We start from the raw sequence: 15,507 nt of genomic DNA on the forward strand, positions 1-15,507 counted from the left end.
GCTCAATCCTCGGATCTGACGGTGGGCTTGAGGGCGCCGCTGTTCTCGCCGGCCGGCATCAGGGCGCGACCGGAGTTGGCGATAAAGAAGGCCTGGAGGGCGGCGGATCGGCCGGCGGCGCGTCCCCCCTTCGCGCCCCCGCCCAACGACCGGTCCTCGGACAGGGACGGCCGGGAACGGGTCTCAGCCTGGGGCCCGGCCTGGCCCGGAGGCGGCCCGGACGAATCCGGCTGAGGGGGCGGCGCCTCCGACGGCGCCGGGGTGGGAGAACTCGGGGCCGCCGCAGCGCCCGAGGTCGGCGCGGCGCCGCCGGTGGAGGGCGCCGGATCTCGCGTGCGCCCGGCGGGCCCCAATCCGGGTCCAGGGCCCGGTGATGGCCGCGGTCCGCCGCCCGAGGGCGCGCCTCCCGAGGAAGGGCCGGGTCCCGATGGTCGCGCCGCGGACGCGGCCCCGGCGGCGGATCGCGACGACCCGCCGATCGCCGCGGCCCGTCCGGCCATGGCGCCGACGCCCGCGACCCCGCCGGCGACGAGGGCTCCCGCCCCGGCGACGGCGAGCCCGCTGGTCAGGGCCGCGCCCGCCCCGAGGGCGGGGCCGCCGGTCACCAGGGCCGAGGCCAGGTTGGGGATGAAGATCGCCAACATCGCCAGCAGCAGGGCAGCGACCAGGATCGTGAGGGCTTCATAGATGTCGGGATTGGCGGAGGGCTGAAGCTGGTCGAAGATCGTCCGCGCGCCGGAGACGACGATGGCCAGGGCCAGCACCTTGAGCCCCGAGGAGACGACATAGCCGAGCGGTCGTTCGGCCAGGAAGGCGGTCTTGTTCCAGATGCCGAACGGCAGGAGGACGAAGCCGCCCAGGGTGACGATCTTGAACTCGAGCAGGGAGACGATGATCTGCAGGGCCAGGATGGCGAAGGCCAGCATGATGCCGATCATCGCCAGACCGAGAATCAGGGCGTCGGCCATATTGCCCATGACGTCGAGCGGGTTCTCGACCGGGGCCGGCGTCTCTCCCAGGGCCTTCACGATCTCCCAGCCCTGCTGAAGGATGGCTCCAGGGTTGAGGAACTCCTCGCGCGACAGCGAGCCTCCCCCGGCCGTCAGACCCAGCTCCAGAAACCCGGCGTAGAGGGTCTCGGACAGGGCCTGCCAGTCGTTGATGATCCAGGCGAAGGCGCCGATCAGCAGGACCTTTCCGAAGCCGGACGCCAGGACCTCCCTGTTGGGCGAGAGCGCCCACTGGATCCCTGTCAGGGCCACGACGAGCGCGATCAGCAGACCGAAGACACCGTTGACCGACCCGGACAGGGCGTCGAAGCCGGCGGTGACGGTGTTGGAAAACACCACCATCAGCTCGTTCGGGGTCTCCATTCCGGGGCCGGCCATGACAGCGCTCCTCAGTCCCGGGCGTGGGGCAAGGGGTTGAAGGACGGAGCGGCCGGCGTGGCGGTCCCCCGTTCCCAGAAGCGGCGGCGCGCCTCGATCGCGGCTTCGCGGTCGGCGGCCTGACGCGCCGCGCCCTCGGCCATCAGCCGGGACTGGGCCAGAAGCACGGTCCGCATGCTGGCCAGATCCTCGGCCAGAACGGACAGCATCTGGGTCGAGGACTGGATCGCGGCCGTCTCGCCCTCCGCCGCCTCGCTCGCGGCCATGGCCCCGCGCAGGCGGCCGTCGCGGCTCTGGGCCAGTCGCTCCAGCTCGGCCGCCGTGCGCGCCAGGTCCTCGGCGGTCCGGCGCGCGGTCGTGGACCGATCGGCGCCGAGGGCCGTGAGGTCCGAGAGGGAGAGATCGTCCGGATACAGATCCGCGAACTGCCGCTGAACGCCATCGAGGGTCGAGGCCGTCCCCCGGACCGTGCGCGCCAGCTCGCCGATGTCGCGCAGGGTCTCAGACGATCCCGCGAGATGGCTGTAGGGCGAAGCGGCGAGGCTGCGGGCCTGATTGGCCAGAGTGCGAGCCTCATTGGCGAGGCTCTCGATCTGCCTGGCGGCCGAGAGCATCGCCTCGACATCGGCCTTGGCGTCATACACCGCCCATTGCGCGCTCGCCGGCTGGGGCGCCGCCGCAAGGGTCAGCGAAAGCGCTGCAAGCCCGCAGAGCCAGCGTCGGCTATTCGGCCGCGAGACGATGGGCGACGGCCGGATCGAAGCTGTCGAAGACGTTGTCGACATGATGGACTCCCTTGGCTTTGAGGAATTCGCGGGCGAAGCGGTCAGGCCGCGGATCGGCCGGATCGAGAGCCGCCAGCACGCTCTCGATGAGAGTCTGGTCCTCGGGAGACGAGGCGCCGCAGAGGGCGAGCCCGGCTCCGCTGAGCTTGAGGTCGAAAAGCCGCCGCCCTTCGGGCTGACGCAGGTAGTAGGTGCGCTTGGGGGTGGCCCAGGCGATCAGCTCCAGCTGGCGGCGGTTGAGACCGAACATCCGGTAGAGGTCCGCCGAGGCCGGCTCGAGCGCGCGGGGGTTGGGCAGGAAGATCTGGGTCGGGCAGCTTTCGATCAGGGCCGAGGCGATCGACGAGCGCACGACGTCGTCGAGCGACTGGGTGGCGAAGACCACCGCCACGCCCTTCTTGCGGAGCGTCTTCAGCCACTCGCGGATACGGGCGGCGAACGCCGTCTCGCCGAGGAACAGCCAGGCCTCGTCGAGGATCAACAGGGTCGGCCGGCCGTCGAAGCCGCGCTCGATCTCGTGGAACAGCGCCGCGAGTACAGGCGCGACCGCCGACGGGGTCGCCATCAGGCTCTCGAGCTCGAAGCATTCGAAGGCGGCGAGCGTCTCGTCTTCCGGAGCGACGCCGTCGATCAGGGCGCCATGAGGCCCCTTGAGCGTCAGGGGCTCGAGAGCCGCGGCCACGGCCTTGTCCTGGACCAGGGCCGTGAAGACGGTCAGCGTCCGCTGCGCCACGGGGGCCTGGGCCAGGGCGCCGAGCGCGGCCCAGATCTCCTCGCGAATGCGCGGCGTCGGCTCGAGGCCCGCGAGCCGGACGGCATCCGCCAGCCACTCCGAGGCCCAGGCCCGTTCGCCGTCATCCTCGATGCGCGCCAGGGGCTGGAGGGTGAACGCGCCGCCGGGCTGGAGCGGATGCCAGCGCCCGCCGACCGCCAGGGCCGCGGCCCGCGCGCTGCGGCCCTTGTCGAAAACCACGACCCGCCCCTCGGGATAGCGGAACCATTGAAGGGCGAGGAAGGCGAGCAGCGCGCTCTTGCCCGAGCCGGTCGGCCCAACGACCATCGCATGGCCGACGTCGCCCACATGCAGGGCCAGCCGGAACGGCGTCGATCCACTGGTCCTCGCGACCGCGAGCGGCGGCCCCTGCAGGCGCGGGTCCGATGTCGGTCCGGCCCAGACCGCCGAGACCGGCAGGAGGTCGGCGAGGTTCAGGGTGGAGACCAGAGGCCGACGCACATCCGCATAGGGCTCGCCCGGCAGGGAGCCCAGCCAGGCCTCCACGGCGTTCAGGTCCTCGGTGCGGGCGACGAAACCCTGGGCGTTGAGCGTCGCCTCGATCGCCCGGGCCTGTTCCGCCGCCCGTTCGGGATCGCGCGCCATCACCGTGATCGTCGTGGTCAGATAGCCGTAGGCGCAGGCGTCCGAGCCGAGGGCTTCGAGCGCGCCGTCGCACTCGTCGGTCTTGGCCGCCGCATCCGTATCGAGGAGCGGGACCTCCTCCTTGGTGATGGCCTCGCGCAGGAGAACCCCGACCCCCTTGCGCTTGGCGAACCAGCGCTTGCGCAACTTGACGAGCTCCACCTCGGCGTCCGCCTTGTCCAGACCGATCCAGCGCGCGCTCCAGCGATAGGGGAAGGGCAAGGCCCCGAGGGCGTCGAGCAGTCCCGGCCGCGTGCTCGCCGGAAGCCCCCGCACCGAGACCACCTTGAGCGTCTGGCCGTCCAGTGTCGGAGACACGCCGCCGAGCAGGGGCGCGTCCGCCAGCCAGGCGTCGAGGAACATCGGCGTCGCGGGCAGCGCGAGCCGGACCGACCTCGGAGACACGCAGTCGTGCAGCCAGGTCAGGATCTCCACGTCGTCGAGCATCGCGACTTCCGGAAGGGCGTCGGCCAGAAGGTCGACGATCTGCGCGGTCTCGCGGGCGAAGGCGTCCAGGGCGGTGCGCCAGTCCCGGCTCGCCGGATCTGCGCCGTCGAACAGGACGCGCTCCACCCGGCGGGTCTGGTCCGCCGGCGGAAGCCAGGTCAGGGCCGCCCGATAGTCGGTCTCGTAGGCCGGCTCGCTGGTCTCGAAGAGGGAGCGGCGCTCGGCGTCGACCAGCCAGGCCGCGGCGATCTCGAACTCACTCGTGGGATAGGGCTGGGCGGGGCGGCGACGGGCCTCGACATGGAGGCACCATCCGCTGCCCAGACGCTTCAGGGCGTTGTTGAGCCGCGCTCGAACCGACATCAGCTCCAGGTCGGAGGCTGACTCCAGATCCGGCCCCCGGAACCGCAGGCCGCAGGTGAAGGAGCCGTCCTTGTTCAGCACCACCCCGGGAGCGACCATGGCCGCCCAGGGCAGATGATCGGCCAGAAGCGCGGGCCGGCGGCGATGTTCATCCAGAAAGCGCATGCTCAGGTCTCACGCATCGAGATGGCCCGGCAGGGCCAGATGGCGGCGAAGGACGTCGAAGAACCGCTTGTCAGCCCGTGCGGCGTAGAGTCCGATCGCGTGGGCGACCGCCCACCACAGGAGGCCCAGCCACCAGATCCGCAGCGCCAGCCCCAACACAACCGCCACGGTGCCCATCAGGATGGCGTAGTCGCGAGGCATCCCCGCCAGGGTGACCGGCTCGGTCAGGGCTGCCGCGACCGGAAGATCCCAGCCTGGCGGGCGGTGATCGGACGACGTCTCGGACATCAGGCGATCTCCGCCCCGCCGGCGAAGCCGAAGAACTGCAGGAAGAAGGTCGAGGCGGCGAAGGCGATCGAGAGGCCGAAGAGTATCCCGAGCCCTCGCCGCATGGACGATCCGTTCTCGCTCATGGCGACCCCGGCGCCGAACAACACCACCGCCACGACGGCGGCGGCCTGGACGACCGGCCCGGTGATCGATTCCACGATCTGCTGGAGCGGTCCCTCCCAGGGCATCCCGGATCCGCCCGCCAGGGCCTGTCCGGCAAAGAACAGGCCGCAAGTCACCGTCGCGGCCGAAAGGCCACGTTGAAGTAAACGTCGCATGGTTTGAGTTCCTGTGGTCGGGCCGGAAGGTCGGCGTTGACGATCCACAGCAAGCAAAACCATCCACAGCCTGTCAACGCGGCCTGTGAATATATTTTTACGGCGGAGTCTTGCTTCTAGATCGCCCTCGAAATCCAGCGACCGTTCATCAAAGTCTTGCAACGGCGCAAGTCGTCCGCGACTTTCTTCGATTCACCCGGAGGGCCCGTCATCATTGACTTCAGACCTCAATGCGTCCGGATTTCGCCGGAATGCGCGACAGGGCGCCGACGAGAGAATCGGATCGACGCCAGGCCTCCCGAAAGCGCGAAGCGCATGACGTCAGAAGCTTGTCGGACCGCCGAATATTGTCGGGCGTGGCCTGCGACGGATCAGCATGGGACCGGCGGATGCCGGCGGCCCCTTAAACAGGGGCCCGCCAAGACGTCCGCGACCGCCTGGAAGACGGCGGACACGCGGTCGAGGCGGTCGTCCATCGATGTCGACGATCGCGCCGACAGTCTCTGAGCCGAGTCAGGCGGTCTCGCGCAGGAAGTCGTCCTCGTCCTCGACCTGCGCCTCCTCCCCCTGTCGGTTGGGACGGAACTGACGCCCCATGCTTCGACGGGCGCTCTGGATGGAGTCGTAGAAATCGTCGGCCGCCAGGCTCAGGCTTTCCGGCGCGAGGGCGTGACGCACGGCGTCGGGATCCCATTCCTTGTTGAGCTGCTTGGCCAGGGCGAACACCACCGCCCGACCGACGCGCAGGACCATGCTCTTCTCCGCCTGTCTAACGGCGGCTTCACGCATGGTGTCGAGGTCGGCGACGGTCGCATAGGAGGCCTCGAGCGCATCCTTCATCTCGCCGATCGACGGATAGAGCATGTTGAGAAACAGCTGGCCGTTCTCATAATACCGACCGGCCCGCCCCTTCAGCTGCTTCTCCTCGATCTCCTCGGCTGTCCTCAGCAGGACGATCTCGGGCGCGCGTTCGCGGTCTTTCCAGAGATCGGCCGCCTTCGACCCCTGCGGGGCAAGGTTCAGATCGATATGCTTTGTCTTCGGCCTGGAGGCCCCGCCGGCTCCGCCCTCGCCGTCACGCTGGGGTTGGGCGCCCACGCCGCTCGCTGTATCGACCAGACGGATTCCCGTGGTCGTCGGCCTCGGGGAGACCCGGCGAACCCGCAGGTCGTCGAGCAGCTTCTGAAGTTCGTCACGGATGTCGTCGCTGGAGGTGCTCTCCGGCGCGAACGACCGAATGACGTCGATGAGCCACTGGGGGCGATGCTGGGCGACGAGGTCGCCGAAATGGGCGGCTTGAACGGTGTCCTGCTCACCAGCCTGGTATCGCAGGAACTGACGGTAGGCCTCCGGCAGCACGTCTGCGTCGTCCGGCAGTTCGATATGGACAGAGATGTGCTTCGATCCGAAGGGGATGCCGAACAGGGGGGCGTTGATGGACCAGCCGCGCCCGGTTTTCACATCATAAAGCTCGTCGCGATAGACGACGCCGGCGAGACTCAGGGCCGACTGGATGGCGCCGCTGATCGAGCGGTTATGGCTCGGCGACTTCTCATAGGGCGGGTCGTAGAAATAGTGAATCTTCACGCCGCCCGGCGCCTCGACCGTCTCGGTCCGCTCAAAGGCTCCGGCGGCGGCGCGTCGCGGCAGGGGCTCGAAAGCCCGGGTCCCGTCTCCGAGCTTGTGCGTTCCAGCCAGCAGGGTCACGCGCACGCCTTCAGGCAGGCGGTAGAACCGGTGATACAAGTAGGTGGCCAGCCACTGCGCATCGACCACCGGATCGCCGTTGTAAGGCGCACGGGCGGTCTCCTGATCCGCCTCGTTCCCCAGCAGGCGAACTTCCGTCCAGTCCTCCGTCAGGTCGTATCCTTCCTCGGCGGCCAGCTCGGTCACATCGATGACCTCGACGAGGTCGCCGTTCTCCAGCGTTCGCCGAAGACGCCCGTACCGCCCGTCGCGCTCGCAGAGGATCACCTCATTGACCGCGCCGGATTTGCAGGAGCGATAGACCATCCCCAGTCGGTTGGACGGCAGGGACGCCACCTTCGCGCCCATCCCGAAGTTCGCGTCCAGGCCCTTCTGCTTGCGGATGGACGAGGCTAGATCGCACATCCGGTAGAGCTCGGCGGCGTCCATCCCCGGTCCGGTGTTCCAGATCGCAAGCTTGGGCGTGTCGTTGAACGTCACAGTGCGGAAGATGACCTGACGACTGCCTTCGGGCGCGAGGGACGCGGCCTCCATTGCGTTCTTGGCCAACTCCCGCACCATCATGGTGCGCGGGCAACGCTCGATGGTGGTCGAGACGAGGAAATCGACATCGTCGATAAGGATCGGGGTGATGCTGGACTGGGTCATGGCGGCCTACAGCTTGAAGCCGGACTTGCGGGTCCGGGGAGCCTCGAAGCGGGCCTCGACCTCCGCGACGGCGTCACGCAGCGCCCGCATGATCTTCTTCACCTCCACGTCCTCGTACTCATAGACCTGCCGGTTCGACAGGTTGCCGATCCGGGCGATCGCATCGAGCGCCTTGGTGGTGCGACCTTCCGCCAGTTCACGGAATTTTTCGCGTTTCTGAGTCACGAATGAGCATCCTTGTGATCGTATTCGTCGATATTTTCGTCGAATACGAACCACACATCCGCACGATTTGCAATCACGCGGATATTTCAGGCCTATGGGGGAGCTGCCTCTCAGCTCCAGCGCGCGGTACCCTCGTCAGCTTTCAAGGGGCAGCAGGTCATCGACGACCCGGCCCGTCCGGGTCCGGCGGATGTGGACGATGATGTCGATGGACTGGGTGATCATACGGTGCGGGATCGCTGGCCCGACCTCGGCGATCAGATCCTCGATCCGGGACACAGCCTCGCGGGCGGAATTCGCGTGGATCGTCGAAAGGCCGCCCGGATGCCCGGTGTTCCAGGCCTTGAGGGTTTCGAGCGCCGCCGACCCTTCGCGCATTTCTCCAACGACGATCCGATCAGGTCGCATGCGCAAAGCGTCACGGACCAGGTCGACGACCCCGATCGGCACAGGGTGGCGGCGTGTGAGGGTGGCGACGAGATCCCACGCGGAACATTGAAGTTCGGGCGTATCTTCAATCAGGAAGACACGGTCGTTCGCAAACGCCGGCTCTGCGAGCAGCGCATTGGCCAGCGTCGTCTTCCCCGAACCCGTACCGCCCGAGATCAGCAGATTCCGGCGATCCCGCACCGCGGCGCGCAGGACCTCGGCCTGCCCCTCCGTCACCACGCCGTCACGGACATAGTCATCCAGGGTCCAGATCACGGCGGGTCGTTTCCGGATCGAAAAGGCAGGCGCGGCGGTTACCGGCGGGAGAAACCCCTGGAACCGCTCCCCGGTGACCGGAAGTACCCCTGCCAGACGTGGATTCTCCCGGGTGACCGGATCCCCGACATAGTCCGCGATCAACCGGATGACCCGTTCCCGGGCTTCTGACTCCAACTCGTGGCCGGTATCGGCGCGCCCGGTCCCGACGCGATCCAGGACCAGGCGCCCATCCGGGTTGACGAGGACTTCGACCACAAGCGGATCGGTGAGCGCCTCCAGGATGTCGGGCCCCAGCGCGTGGCGAAGCGCCTCCAGCTTCCGTTCGCCGACGATAGGATGGACGCTCATTCGGCCGTCCCGCGCTGCGGCCTGCCGCCCGAGATCAACCGGGCGGCCGTGTCATCGAGAAGCTGTTCGATCCGGCGGTCCACTGCGGCGCGGGCGACAGGATCCTGATCCGTGACGGCGTCCGGCAAACGCATGAAGAAGGCGCGGGCGACCTCGATGACCAGCTCCTGGATGATTTGCACGTCTCGCGCCGTCGACCGCATGTGGTCTCTTAGCGCGCGGTCGAGCTGAAGCAGACGGTCGTCCGGATCGGCGGGGAGGCTTCTGGCCAGGCCCTTCGCAAGCGAGCGTCCGGCGGCCTGGCTGATCGGAATATTGGCCGAGCGCGCTTCCCGCTGCAGGGCGGCGACCACGCGGGGGTCGGTGAGATAGACCTGAACCCGCGTCGCCCCGGTCTCACGCCCGCCCATCCCCGCCTCCCTGCAACCCGTCAAGCACCGCCTGTTCCGCCGCGAAGGCGGTCGAAATCCGCTCGTAGGTCTCGGCCGCCCTGGCGGCGACGCGTCGGTCATGGATCGCCGCCTCCACCTCTTTGAACAGCGGCAGGGCCGCCTCCGGATCCTCGCCCAGCCCCCGTCGTCCCGCCCATGGGTGAACCGGTGCGCCAGGCGTGTCGACGCCAGCCGCCTGATCCGGCGGCGGCAGGTCCGCGCGCGTCCGGAAGGGCCGCTCCCTGTCGTAGAGGACCTTGCGTGTCCGCAGCGGTCTGTGCCCTGCCGCAAAGGTCAGCTGCACCTCGTCCGGCAGCGCCCGGACTTCGCCCGGCTCCAGCAGGGGCCGTTCGATCTCGGAGCGGGACACCGAGCTCCGGCCGGCGCCCAGCCCCGCCGGACCGCTGCGGCTGGTCTTCCGCTCCAGCACGGTGCCGGTGAGCTTGGACACCTTGTCCTGTGTTAGCGGATCGAGAGCGCTGAAGGCGGTGTAGACATGGCAGTTGTCGAGGATGGTGTTGTTGGCCCCATAGGTCTCGACGATGTCGTTCAGGGACTGGGCGACGAACATTGTCTTGATGCCGTAGCCGCTCATCAGGCGCAGGGACTTCTCGAAGAAGGCCAGTCGGCCCAGCAGCGGGAACTCGTCCATGAGCATCAAAAGGCGCCGGCGCTTCTCGCGGCCCGCGTCGTCGGCGTGCTCTGCGGCGGTCAGGGCCTGGGCCGCCGCGTAGAAGAGAAGCCGGATCACCGGTCGCAAGGCGACGGCGTCGGCCGGAGCGACCTGCACATAGAGGGAGACCGGCGCCTCGGCGCACATCAGATCGCCGAGCGCGAAATCCGATGCCGACATCGCCCGAACCAGATCGTCGCCGGCCAGCCATTTGAGATAGCTGCGCGCCGTGCCCTGCACCGAGGTGCGAAAGCGGTCGTGCATCGCCGCGTAGCCCTTCACCGCCGTGGAGATGAACGGATGGACCTCGGGGACGCCCTCGGGACCCAGACGATGAAGGGTCCGGACCATGACGTCGGCGGCGGCGTCCAGATCGGCGAGGATCGTTCTCACCGTCAACAACGTCTTGTCCGCGTCCGGCGCCGTGTAGAGGACGTGCAGGATCACGGCTTCGAGAATCTCGGACGCCGCCTTGTCCCAGATGGCCTCGTCGTCCCGTGCGCCTCCCGGATCGCTGAGGATGGCGACCAGCCGCTGGACCTGCGCCAGTTCCTGGGGCCCCGGTCTGATCTCCGCCAGAGGATTGAAGCGCGCGGACGCCGGGTCTCGCGGGTTGAAGTAGAGCGCATGACTGTGCTGGGCGCGCCAACCGGCGGTCACCCGCCACAGCTCCCCCTTGGGATCATGGACCAGGACGCTGTCGGTCCAGCTCAACAGGGTGGGGACGACATGGCCCCGTCCCTTCCCCGCGCGGGTCCCGCCCGTCACGAGCGTCGGGCGCAGGTCGGTCGTCGCCAGAAGACGGCCCTGCAACCGCCCGAGGACGCACCCCGCGTCGTGCCTCAGGCCCGCACGGCGAGCCTCCGCCAGGCCGCCCCACCCGCGCGTTCGCTTCACGGCGCCGCCGTCGAACAGAAGCAGGCCCCCGGCGCCCGCGGCCATCACGAGCATGAAGACCGAGAGCGGCAGGGCGAAGGCGTCCCCCTCCGCCGCCCCGAACCTCTGGCGCCAGACGAGGATCATCCAGGGCCAGTAGACGCCTGTCTCGTCCAGCCGGAGCGCCGGCCCCAGCGTCACATGATAGCGATAAAGCCAGGCGAAGGTCTGGGTGGACGCCTGAAGCGCGACTAGTAGTGCGGCGACAAGACCGGCGAGGCGTGCTGGCGGCATGACGACCATCCGTTCGAAGACCATCGAGACTTCGAGGGAGAGGGCCGTTTGAGGCGACTTTCTGGCCGCAAATCCGGTCCTCGGGCGCCGTCGACGCCGATATAGAGGCGTGTCACGCGGGTGAGCCGTTTTGCCCGATCCGGCCGGACCGCAATATATTCTCGCTGTCGGCTCGTCTCCGAGCCGTGACGGGTCAGTTGCCGCCTTCGCGCACCCCGGCGGCCCTCAGGAGGTCGCCGACACGACGACCGTCGAGCCGGCAGGTCGCGATCACCCGATCATAGACGATCACCCGGCCGCTACGTCCTCGCGTCGCCACGCATTCGAGGCGTCGGCCCATCACCAGACGGCGCAACTGGTCCCGGGCGGCGCGTCCGCCCGGTGCGTTGAGCTCCGGGGCATTGAAGTCCGCGAGCCTCACCTCGATCCAGGTGGAGGGGTTCGTGCTGTCGCCGACGCAGAGCCCGTCGCCATCGCCGACATAGCGGGTTTGCCCCGAGAAAACCTGTCCGGCGCGATCTGGCAGTCGCCCCTCGCACGGATCGGCATGGGCGATCGCGGGCGCGGCGAGGAGCGGGAGGATGAGCCACCATTTCATCGGATCAACCTGGGCCGATCCGGTCGGATCGAAAAGCGCGATCGGGAAGAAAGGAAGGGCGGCCGGGAATGCTCCGCTTGGGAGCCTTGCTGGAGACCGCCATGCGCCCGCTTCCTGACCTCGAACCCGCGATCGCCGCGGCTGGGCGTTCGCCCGACACGAGTTCCCTCGCCAACCTCGACGACCGCGCCCTCCTCGCGCTTCTGCTGGGCCGCAGCATGCGACAGACATCAATGCCCGCCGTGGACGCCCTGTTCGACCGGTTCGGCGACATCGCCGCCATTGCTTCCGCCGATGTGCCGGAACTGGCGCGCGCCAGCGGACTGGGACCAGCGGCTCTCACCGACCTGAAACTGCTTCGTGTGCTCAGCGAACGGCTGGTCCGCGCCGAGGCTTCGAGACGGCCCGTCATCACCAGCTGGACGGCCTTGCTCGCCTATGTTCGGGTCGCATTGGCCGAGGAACCCCGCGAGCAGTTCCGGGCCCTGTTCCTCGACAAGCGCAACCGGCTCCTGAGCGACGAACTGGTCGCCCAGGGCACGATCGACCATGCCCCCGTCTATCCGCGCGAGGTCGTGCGGCGGGCGCTGGAGGGGTCGGCCGCGTCCATCATCCTCGTGCACAATCACCCTTCGGGCGATCCCGAGCCGTCCCGCGCCGACATCGAGATGACGCGGAAGATCGTCGACGCCGCCAAGGTCTTCGACATCCAGGTTCACGATCATCTGGTCGTCGGGAGGGACGGTACGGCCAGCCTGCGCACCCTCGGGCACTTCCGGTGAGCCTGCGCCAGATCGTGGCGATCCTCGGCGGAGACCTCTACCAGAACGGCTTGCGCGCCAATGTGCCGGCGCCCGGCCATGGGAAGGCGGACCGTTCCGTCTCGCTCCTGCTCGATGGCGGCCGTGTCGTCATCCACACCTTCGGCGCGGCCGATTGGCGGGAGGTGCGCGACGACCTGCGGCGTCGCGGACTGGTCGATCACGGCGGTCGGCTCATGGGTGTCGCGGACACGCCGGACAGGCCCGTGATCGACCACCCCCGACGGCGGGCGGTCGCGGGTGCGCTCTGGCAGGATGGGGTAAGGCCCGCCCGGACCGGCGTGGTCGCACGTCACCTCGCCGTGCGCGGCGTCGCTTGGCGGGAAGACCTCGACGACCTGCTCGAACATCCCCGCGCGCCCCTCTCGGTCTACCGGCCGGGGCGGCGCGTCGGACGCGCGATGATGACCGGGATCCGGTCGCCCTCGGGGGATCTCACGGCCGTCGAGCTCACCTATCTCGCGACCAACGGGCAGGTCGCATCGGGTCTGAGCGTTCCCCGCAAGACCGTGGGCCAAGTCCCGCCGGGATCGGCCGTACGGCTGCGTCCCGCGGCGGCGCGGATGCTGGTGGCCGAAGGCGTCGTCACCACCCTGTCCGCCATGGTCCGCTTCGACCTGCCGGGCTGGGCGCTCATGTCAGCCGGAAACCTCTCGCGGTGGCATGCACCCCACCATGTTTCGACGGTTCTAATCGCCGGAGACCGGGGCGAAGCCGGGGAGATCGCCGCGATGCGGCTGGCCAGGCGGCTCGAGCGCGATGGCGTGGAAGCGATCGTCGCCTTTCCCCCAGCCCCGTTCGGCGACTGGAACGAGGCCGCTCGAGACCATCAGAAAGCGGGAAAGGAAGGGCGCGGACGGGCGCCGTAAAGGCGGGGATGGACCTCGCCTACGGCAGGAGAGCCCTCATGTCCCGTTCCACCGCCGTCGCCGTCGTCGCCACCCCCTTCCAGGTCGCGTCGACCCGTAACCGCCCGCTGGTCCATCTCCGTGATCTCGACATCGCCCCGGAGAACCTTCGCTTCGGCGAGCCCTCCGACGATGACATTCCGCTGCTTGCCGAGACTCTGTTCGCCGCCGGTCAGCTGCAGCCCCTGACCGTCCGGCCCGGTCGAAAGAAGGAAGCCGCCAACATGGCGCTCGACGGCAGGCGGCGCTTGCTGGCGCTTCGTCTTCTGGTCGAACAGGGACGTATCGACGACAGCTTCCTCGTCGATGTCTTCGTCGAGACGGATCCCGCCCGCCAGGCCGCGGCCGTCCTGCTCACCAACACGGCCGTGCCGGTCCATGTCGCCGACATCATCGCGGCGATCGGCCGGATGCTGAAACGCAAGCTCGGCGTGCCCACGATCGCCAAGGCGCTGGGATACGCGGAAATCGACATCAAACGTCTCGCGGCCCTTGCCGCCCTGCCGGATGTCGCGCTGCAGGCGCTGCGGCTCGGCCGGCTGAACCTGCGCCAGGCGCGCCTGCTCGCCAGGCTCTCCGACCCCGACGAGCAGGCGGAGCTGGCCCGGATGACCCTCGACGGTCACGGTTTCCAGGATTGGCGCGTGACCGAAAAGCTCGACGAGGCTCGCGTCACCGCGCGCGACCCTCGCTGCGCCCTCATCGGCCCGGAGCGATACGCCGAGGCCGGCGGCCGCTCCGAGACCGATCTGTTCGGCGAGCTGCCGCCGGTGCTGCTGGACCCGGCCATTCTCACGGAGGCCTGGACCCGACGTGCACGGGAGATCGCCCTGATCTACGAGGCCGAGGGCCTGGCGGTCCACGTCACGGCGGGCCCCGAACCGGACCTGCCGGACGATCTGGAAGCCGCCGGTTACGTCTACGGCGGCATGCTTCCGGCCACGGAGATGGCGGCCTACCGCGACAAGCGAGACGCCTTCAACGCCGCCGTCGAAGGGGTCGAGGCGGTCCTGACGGAGACGACCGACGCCGAGGCGGTGGACGCCGCGCTCGACGTCATGATCCGCGACCGCCTGGCCATGGATCAGGCGGGATGGAGCGGCCGGGCAGCCACGACCCTGGTCCTGCGTCCTGCACTACGCACCGGGATCGAAGTCCGGTGCTTCACGCCCGTGGAACCGGAAGTCGAGGACGAGACCGACGATGAGGCGCCCGCCTCCGCGGGGGGCATCGCTGCCGCTCCCGTCTACCGGCCGCCCGAGGTCGATACGCCGGAACCCGAGACCGAGGGCGTCAACCACGCCCTTCACGCCGTGCGCACCGACGTGGCCACCCGCGGTCTGATCCGCGCCCTCGCCGACGATCCCGGCGTCGCCTTCACGGCGCTGATCGCCCGCCTGTTCAATCAGCTGGCCGTCAGGACCTCCGGCCAGAGGTCCGAGTCCGCCCTCGCCCTGACCGCGTCCGCCTTCAAGCCGACCGGCGGTCGCGTCATCGAGGCGTTGGACGGCGAGGTCCGCCAGAGGCTCGACGATCGACGCGCCGCGTGGGAGGCGTCGGGCCAGACGGTGATCGCCTGGGTGCATGGTCTCGCCCATGGCGACAAGATGGGTTTGCTGGCCGAGCTCACCGCCCTCTCCCTGGATGTTCGGGAGGAGCGGACCACACTGATCCGCAAGTCGGCCCGGGCCGAAGCCGCTGAACTCGCCGAGCTTTGCGGCGCGGACATCAGTCTGCACTGGACCCCGGACGCCGAGTTCCTGAAGCCGCATTCCAAAACCCTGCTGCTGAAGATGCTGGAAGAGATGGACCGGGCCGATGTGAGAGCGGCCCTGCTGAAGAAGGCCGATCTGATCCCCTGGGTCGAGGAGAATGCGGCCGAGAAGGGATGGGCGCCGGCCAGCCTGTCCTGGACCACACCGCCCGACGTCGACGAGGTCGCGGCGTCGGACGCTGACGGTCCGGAGAGCGATACGGCGGAAGAGAGCGAAGGCGATGCTGACGACGGCGTCGGCGCCTTCGAGGTCACCGCTGAAGGCGAGGCGGCGCTCGACGACGCCGCCTGATCCAGGCGTGAAGACGACGAGGCCCGTCGCG

The 15,507-nt window shown here is 68.9% G+C and carries 14 protein-coding genes; 3 read left to right on the forward strand and 11 right to left on the reverse strand.

Going from position 1 to position 15,507, the window contains the following annotated elements; genetic code table 11:
* Positions 1 to 2 precede the first annotated feature (2 nt).
* The 11 genes from trbL to WC585_RS13795 all read right to left on the reverse strand — a co-directional run bounded on the left by trbL (position 3) and on the right by WC585_RS13795 (position 11,681).
* Positions 3 to 1,388, reverse strand: coding sequence for a P-type conjugative transfer protein TrbL (gene trbL, locus WC585_RS13745; RefSeq protein WP_261339035.1), 1,386 nt, complete (start codon positions 1,386 to 1,388; stop codon positions 3 to 5).
* A gap of 11 nt (positions 1,389 to 1,399) precedes the next feature.
* Positions 1,400 to 2,173 carry a conjugal transfer protein TrbJ gene (locus WC585_RS13750; protein WP_156314136.1) on the reverse strand — a complete coding sequence of 258 codons (774 nt, stop codon included), beginning with the start codon at positions 2,171 to 2,173 and terminating at the stop codon, positions 1,400 to 1,402.
* Complete coding sequence (gene trbE, locus WC585_RS13755) at positions 2,112 to 4,565, reverse strand: conjugal transfer protein TrbE (RefSeq protein ID WP_119412793.1); 2,454 nt, start codon at positions 4,563 to 4,565, stop codon at positions 2,112 to 2,114. Before trbE ends, WC585_RS13750 begins: the two co-directional genes overlap by 62 nt.
* Before the next feature lie 9 nt (positions 4,566 to 4,574).
* Entirely contained in the window at positions 4,575 to 4,853 is a 279-nt protein-coding gene (locus tag WC585_RS13760) for a VirB3 family type IV secretion system protein (protein WP_054764202.1), read from the reverse strand.
* Positions 4,853 to 5,173, reverse strand: coding sequence for a TrbC/VirB2 family protein (locus WC585_RS13765; protein ID WP_054764203.1), 321 nt, complete (start codon positions 5,171 to 5,173; stop codon positions 4,853 to 4,855). The genes WC585_RS13760 and WC585_RS13765 overlap by 1 nt, the downstream gene beginning before the upstream one ends.
* A gap of 513 nt (positions 5,174 to 5,686) precedes the next feature.
* On the reverse strand, positions 5,687 to 7,528 hold the full coding sequence (locus tag WC585_RS13770; protein WP_119412792.1) for an ATP-binding protein: 1,842 nt from the start codon (positions 7,526 to 7,528) through the stop codon (positions 5,687 to 5,689).
* Positions 7,529 to 7,534: 6 nt separating this feature from the next.
* On the reverse strand, positions 7,535 to 7,753 hold the full coding sequence (locus tag WC585_RS13775) for a hypothetical protein (RefSeq protein WP_054764205.1): 219 nt from the start codon (positions 7,751 to 7,753) through the stop codon (positions 7,535 to 7,537).
* A 135-nt stretch (positions 7,754 to 7,888) separates the two neighbouring features.
* Entirely contained in the window at positions 7,889 to 8,809 is a 921-nt protein-coding gene (trbB, locus tag WC585_RS13780) for a P-type conjugative transfer ATPase TrbB (protein ID WP_054764206.1), read from the reverse strand.
* Positions 8,806 to 9,219: a hypothetical protein gene (locus WC585_RS13785; RefSeq protein ID WP_054764207.1), complete on the reverse strand. Its 414-nt coding sequence runs from the start codon at positions 9,217 to 9,219 to the stop codon at positions 8,806 to 8,808. The genes trbB and WC585_RS13785 overlap by 4 nt, the downstream gene beginning before the upstream one ends.
* Positions 9,206 to 11,083: a type IV secretory system conjugative DNA transfer family protein gene (locus WC585_RS13790; protein WP_082382754.1), complete on the reverse strand. Its 1,878-nt coding sequence runs from the start codon at positions 11,081 to 11,083 to the stop codon at positions 9,206 to 9,208. The genes WC585_RS13785 and WC585_RS13790 overlap by 14 nt, the downstream gene beginning before the upstream one ends.
* A 193-nt stretch (positions 11,084 to 11,276) precedes the next feature.
* A complete protein-coding gene (locus WC585_RS13795; RefSeq protein WP_035306061.1) occupies positions 11,277 to 11,681 on the reverse strand; it encodes a thermonuclease family protein in 405 nt (134 codons plus the stop codon).
* Positions 11,682 to 11,749: 68 nt separating this feature from the next.
* On the opposite strand from WC585_RS13795, the gene radC reads away from it, so the two are divergent.
* Genes radC through WC585_RS13810 form a run of 3 tightly spaced genes read left to right on the forward strand, consistent with a single transcriptional unit; the run spans position 11,750 to position 15,476 of the window.
* Complete coding sequence (gene radC, locus WC585_RS13800; RefSeq protein WP_373258519.1) at positions 11,750 to 12,463, forward strand: DNA repair protein RadC; 714 nt, start codon at positions 11,750 to 11,752, stop codon at positions 12,461 to 12,463.
* Positions 12,460 to 13,371, forward strand: a complete 912-nt coding sequence (locus tag WC585_RS13805; RefSeq protein ID WP_035306060.1) for a toprim domain-containing protein — start codon at positions 12,460 to 12,462, stop codon at positions 13,369 to 13,371. The genes radC and WC585_RS13805 overlap by 4 nt, the downstream gene beginning before the upstream one ends.
* Before the next feature lie 38 nt (positions 13,372 to 13,409).
* Entirely contained in the window at positions 13,410 to 15,476 is a 2,067-nt protein-coding gene (locus WC585_RS13810) for a ParB N-terminal domain-containing protein (RefSeq protein WP_052004749.1), read from the forward strand.
* Positions 15,477 to 15,507 lie beyond the last annotated feature (31 nt).

This window comes from Brevundimonas sp., from assembly GCF_041648055.1.
GTDB lineage: Bacteria > Pseudomonadota > Alphaproteobacteria > Caulobacterales > Caulobacteraceae > Brevundimonas.

Excerpts from the sequence above, each read along its gene's own strand:
- WC585_RS13750 (WP_156314136.1), bottom strand. The coding sequence starts at position 2,173 with ATGTCGACAACGTCTTCGACAGCTTCGATCCGGCCGTCGCCCATCGTC.
- trbL (WP_261339035.1), bottom strand. The coding sequence starts at position 1,388 with ATGGCCGGCCCCGGAATGGAGACCCCGAACGAGCTGATGGTGGTGTTT.
- WC585_RS13795 (WP_035306061.1), bottom strand. The coding sequence starts at position 11,681 with ATGAAATGGTGGCTCATCCTCCCGCTCCTCGCCGCGCCCGCGATCGCC.
- trbE (WP_119412793.1), bottom strand. The coding sequence starts at position 4,565 with ATGCGCTTTCTGGATGAACATCGCCGCCGGCCCGCGCTTCTGGCCGAT.
- WC585_RS13765 (WP_054764203.1), bottom strand. The coding sequence starts at position 5,173 with ATGCGACGTTTACTTCAACGTGGCCTTTCGGCCGCGACGGTGACTTGC.
- WC585_RS13760 (WP_054764202.1), bottom strand. The coding sequence starts at position 4,853 with ATGTCCGAGACGTCGTCCGATCACCGCCCGCCAGGCTGGGATCTTCCG.
- trbB (WP_054764206.1), bottom strand. The coding sequence starts at position 8,809 with ATGAGCGTCCATCCTATCGTCGGCGAACGGAAGCTGGAGGCGCTTCGC.
- WC585_RS13790 (WP_082382754.1), bottom strand. The coding sequence starts at position 11,083 with ATGCCGCCAGCACGCCTCGCCGGTCTTGTCGCCGCACTACTAGTCGCG.
- WC585_RS13810 (WP_052004749.1), top strand. The coding sequence starts at position 13,410 with ATGTCCCGTTCCACCGCCGTCGCCGTCGTCGCCACCCCCTTCCAGGTC.
- WC585_RS13770 (WP_119412792.1), bottom strand. The coding sequence starts at position 7,528 with ATGACCCAGTCCAGCATCACCCCGATCCTTATCGACGATGTCGATTTC.
- radC (WP_373258519.1), top strand. The coding sequence starts at position 11,750 with ATGCTCCGCTTGGGAGCCTTGCTGGAGACCGCCATGCGCCCGCTTCCT.
- WC585_RS13785 (WP_054764207.1), bottom strand. The coding sequence starts at position 9,219 with ATGGGCGGGCGTGAGACCGGGGCGACGCGGGTTCAGGTCTATCTCACC.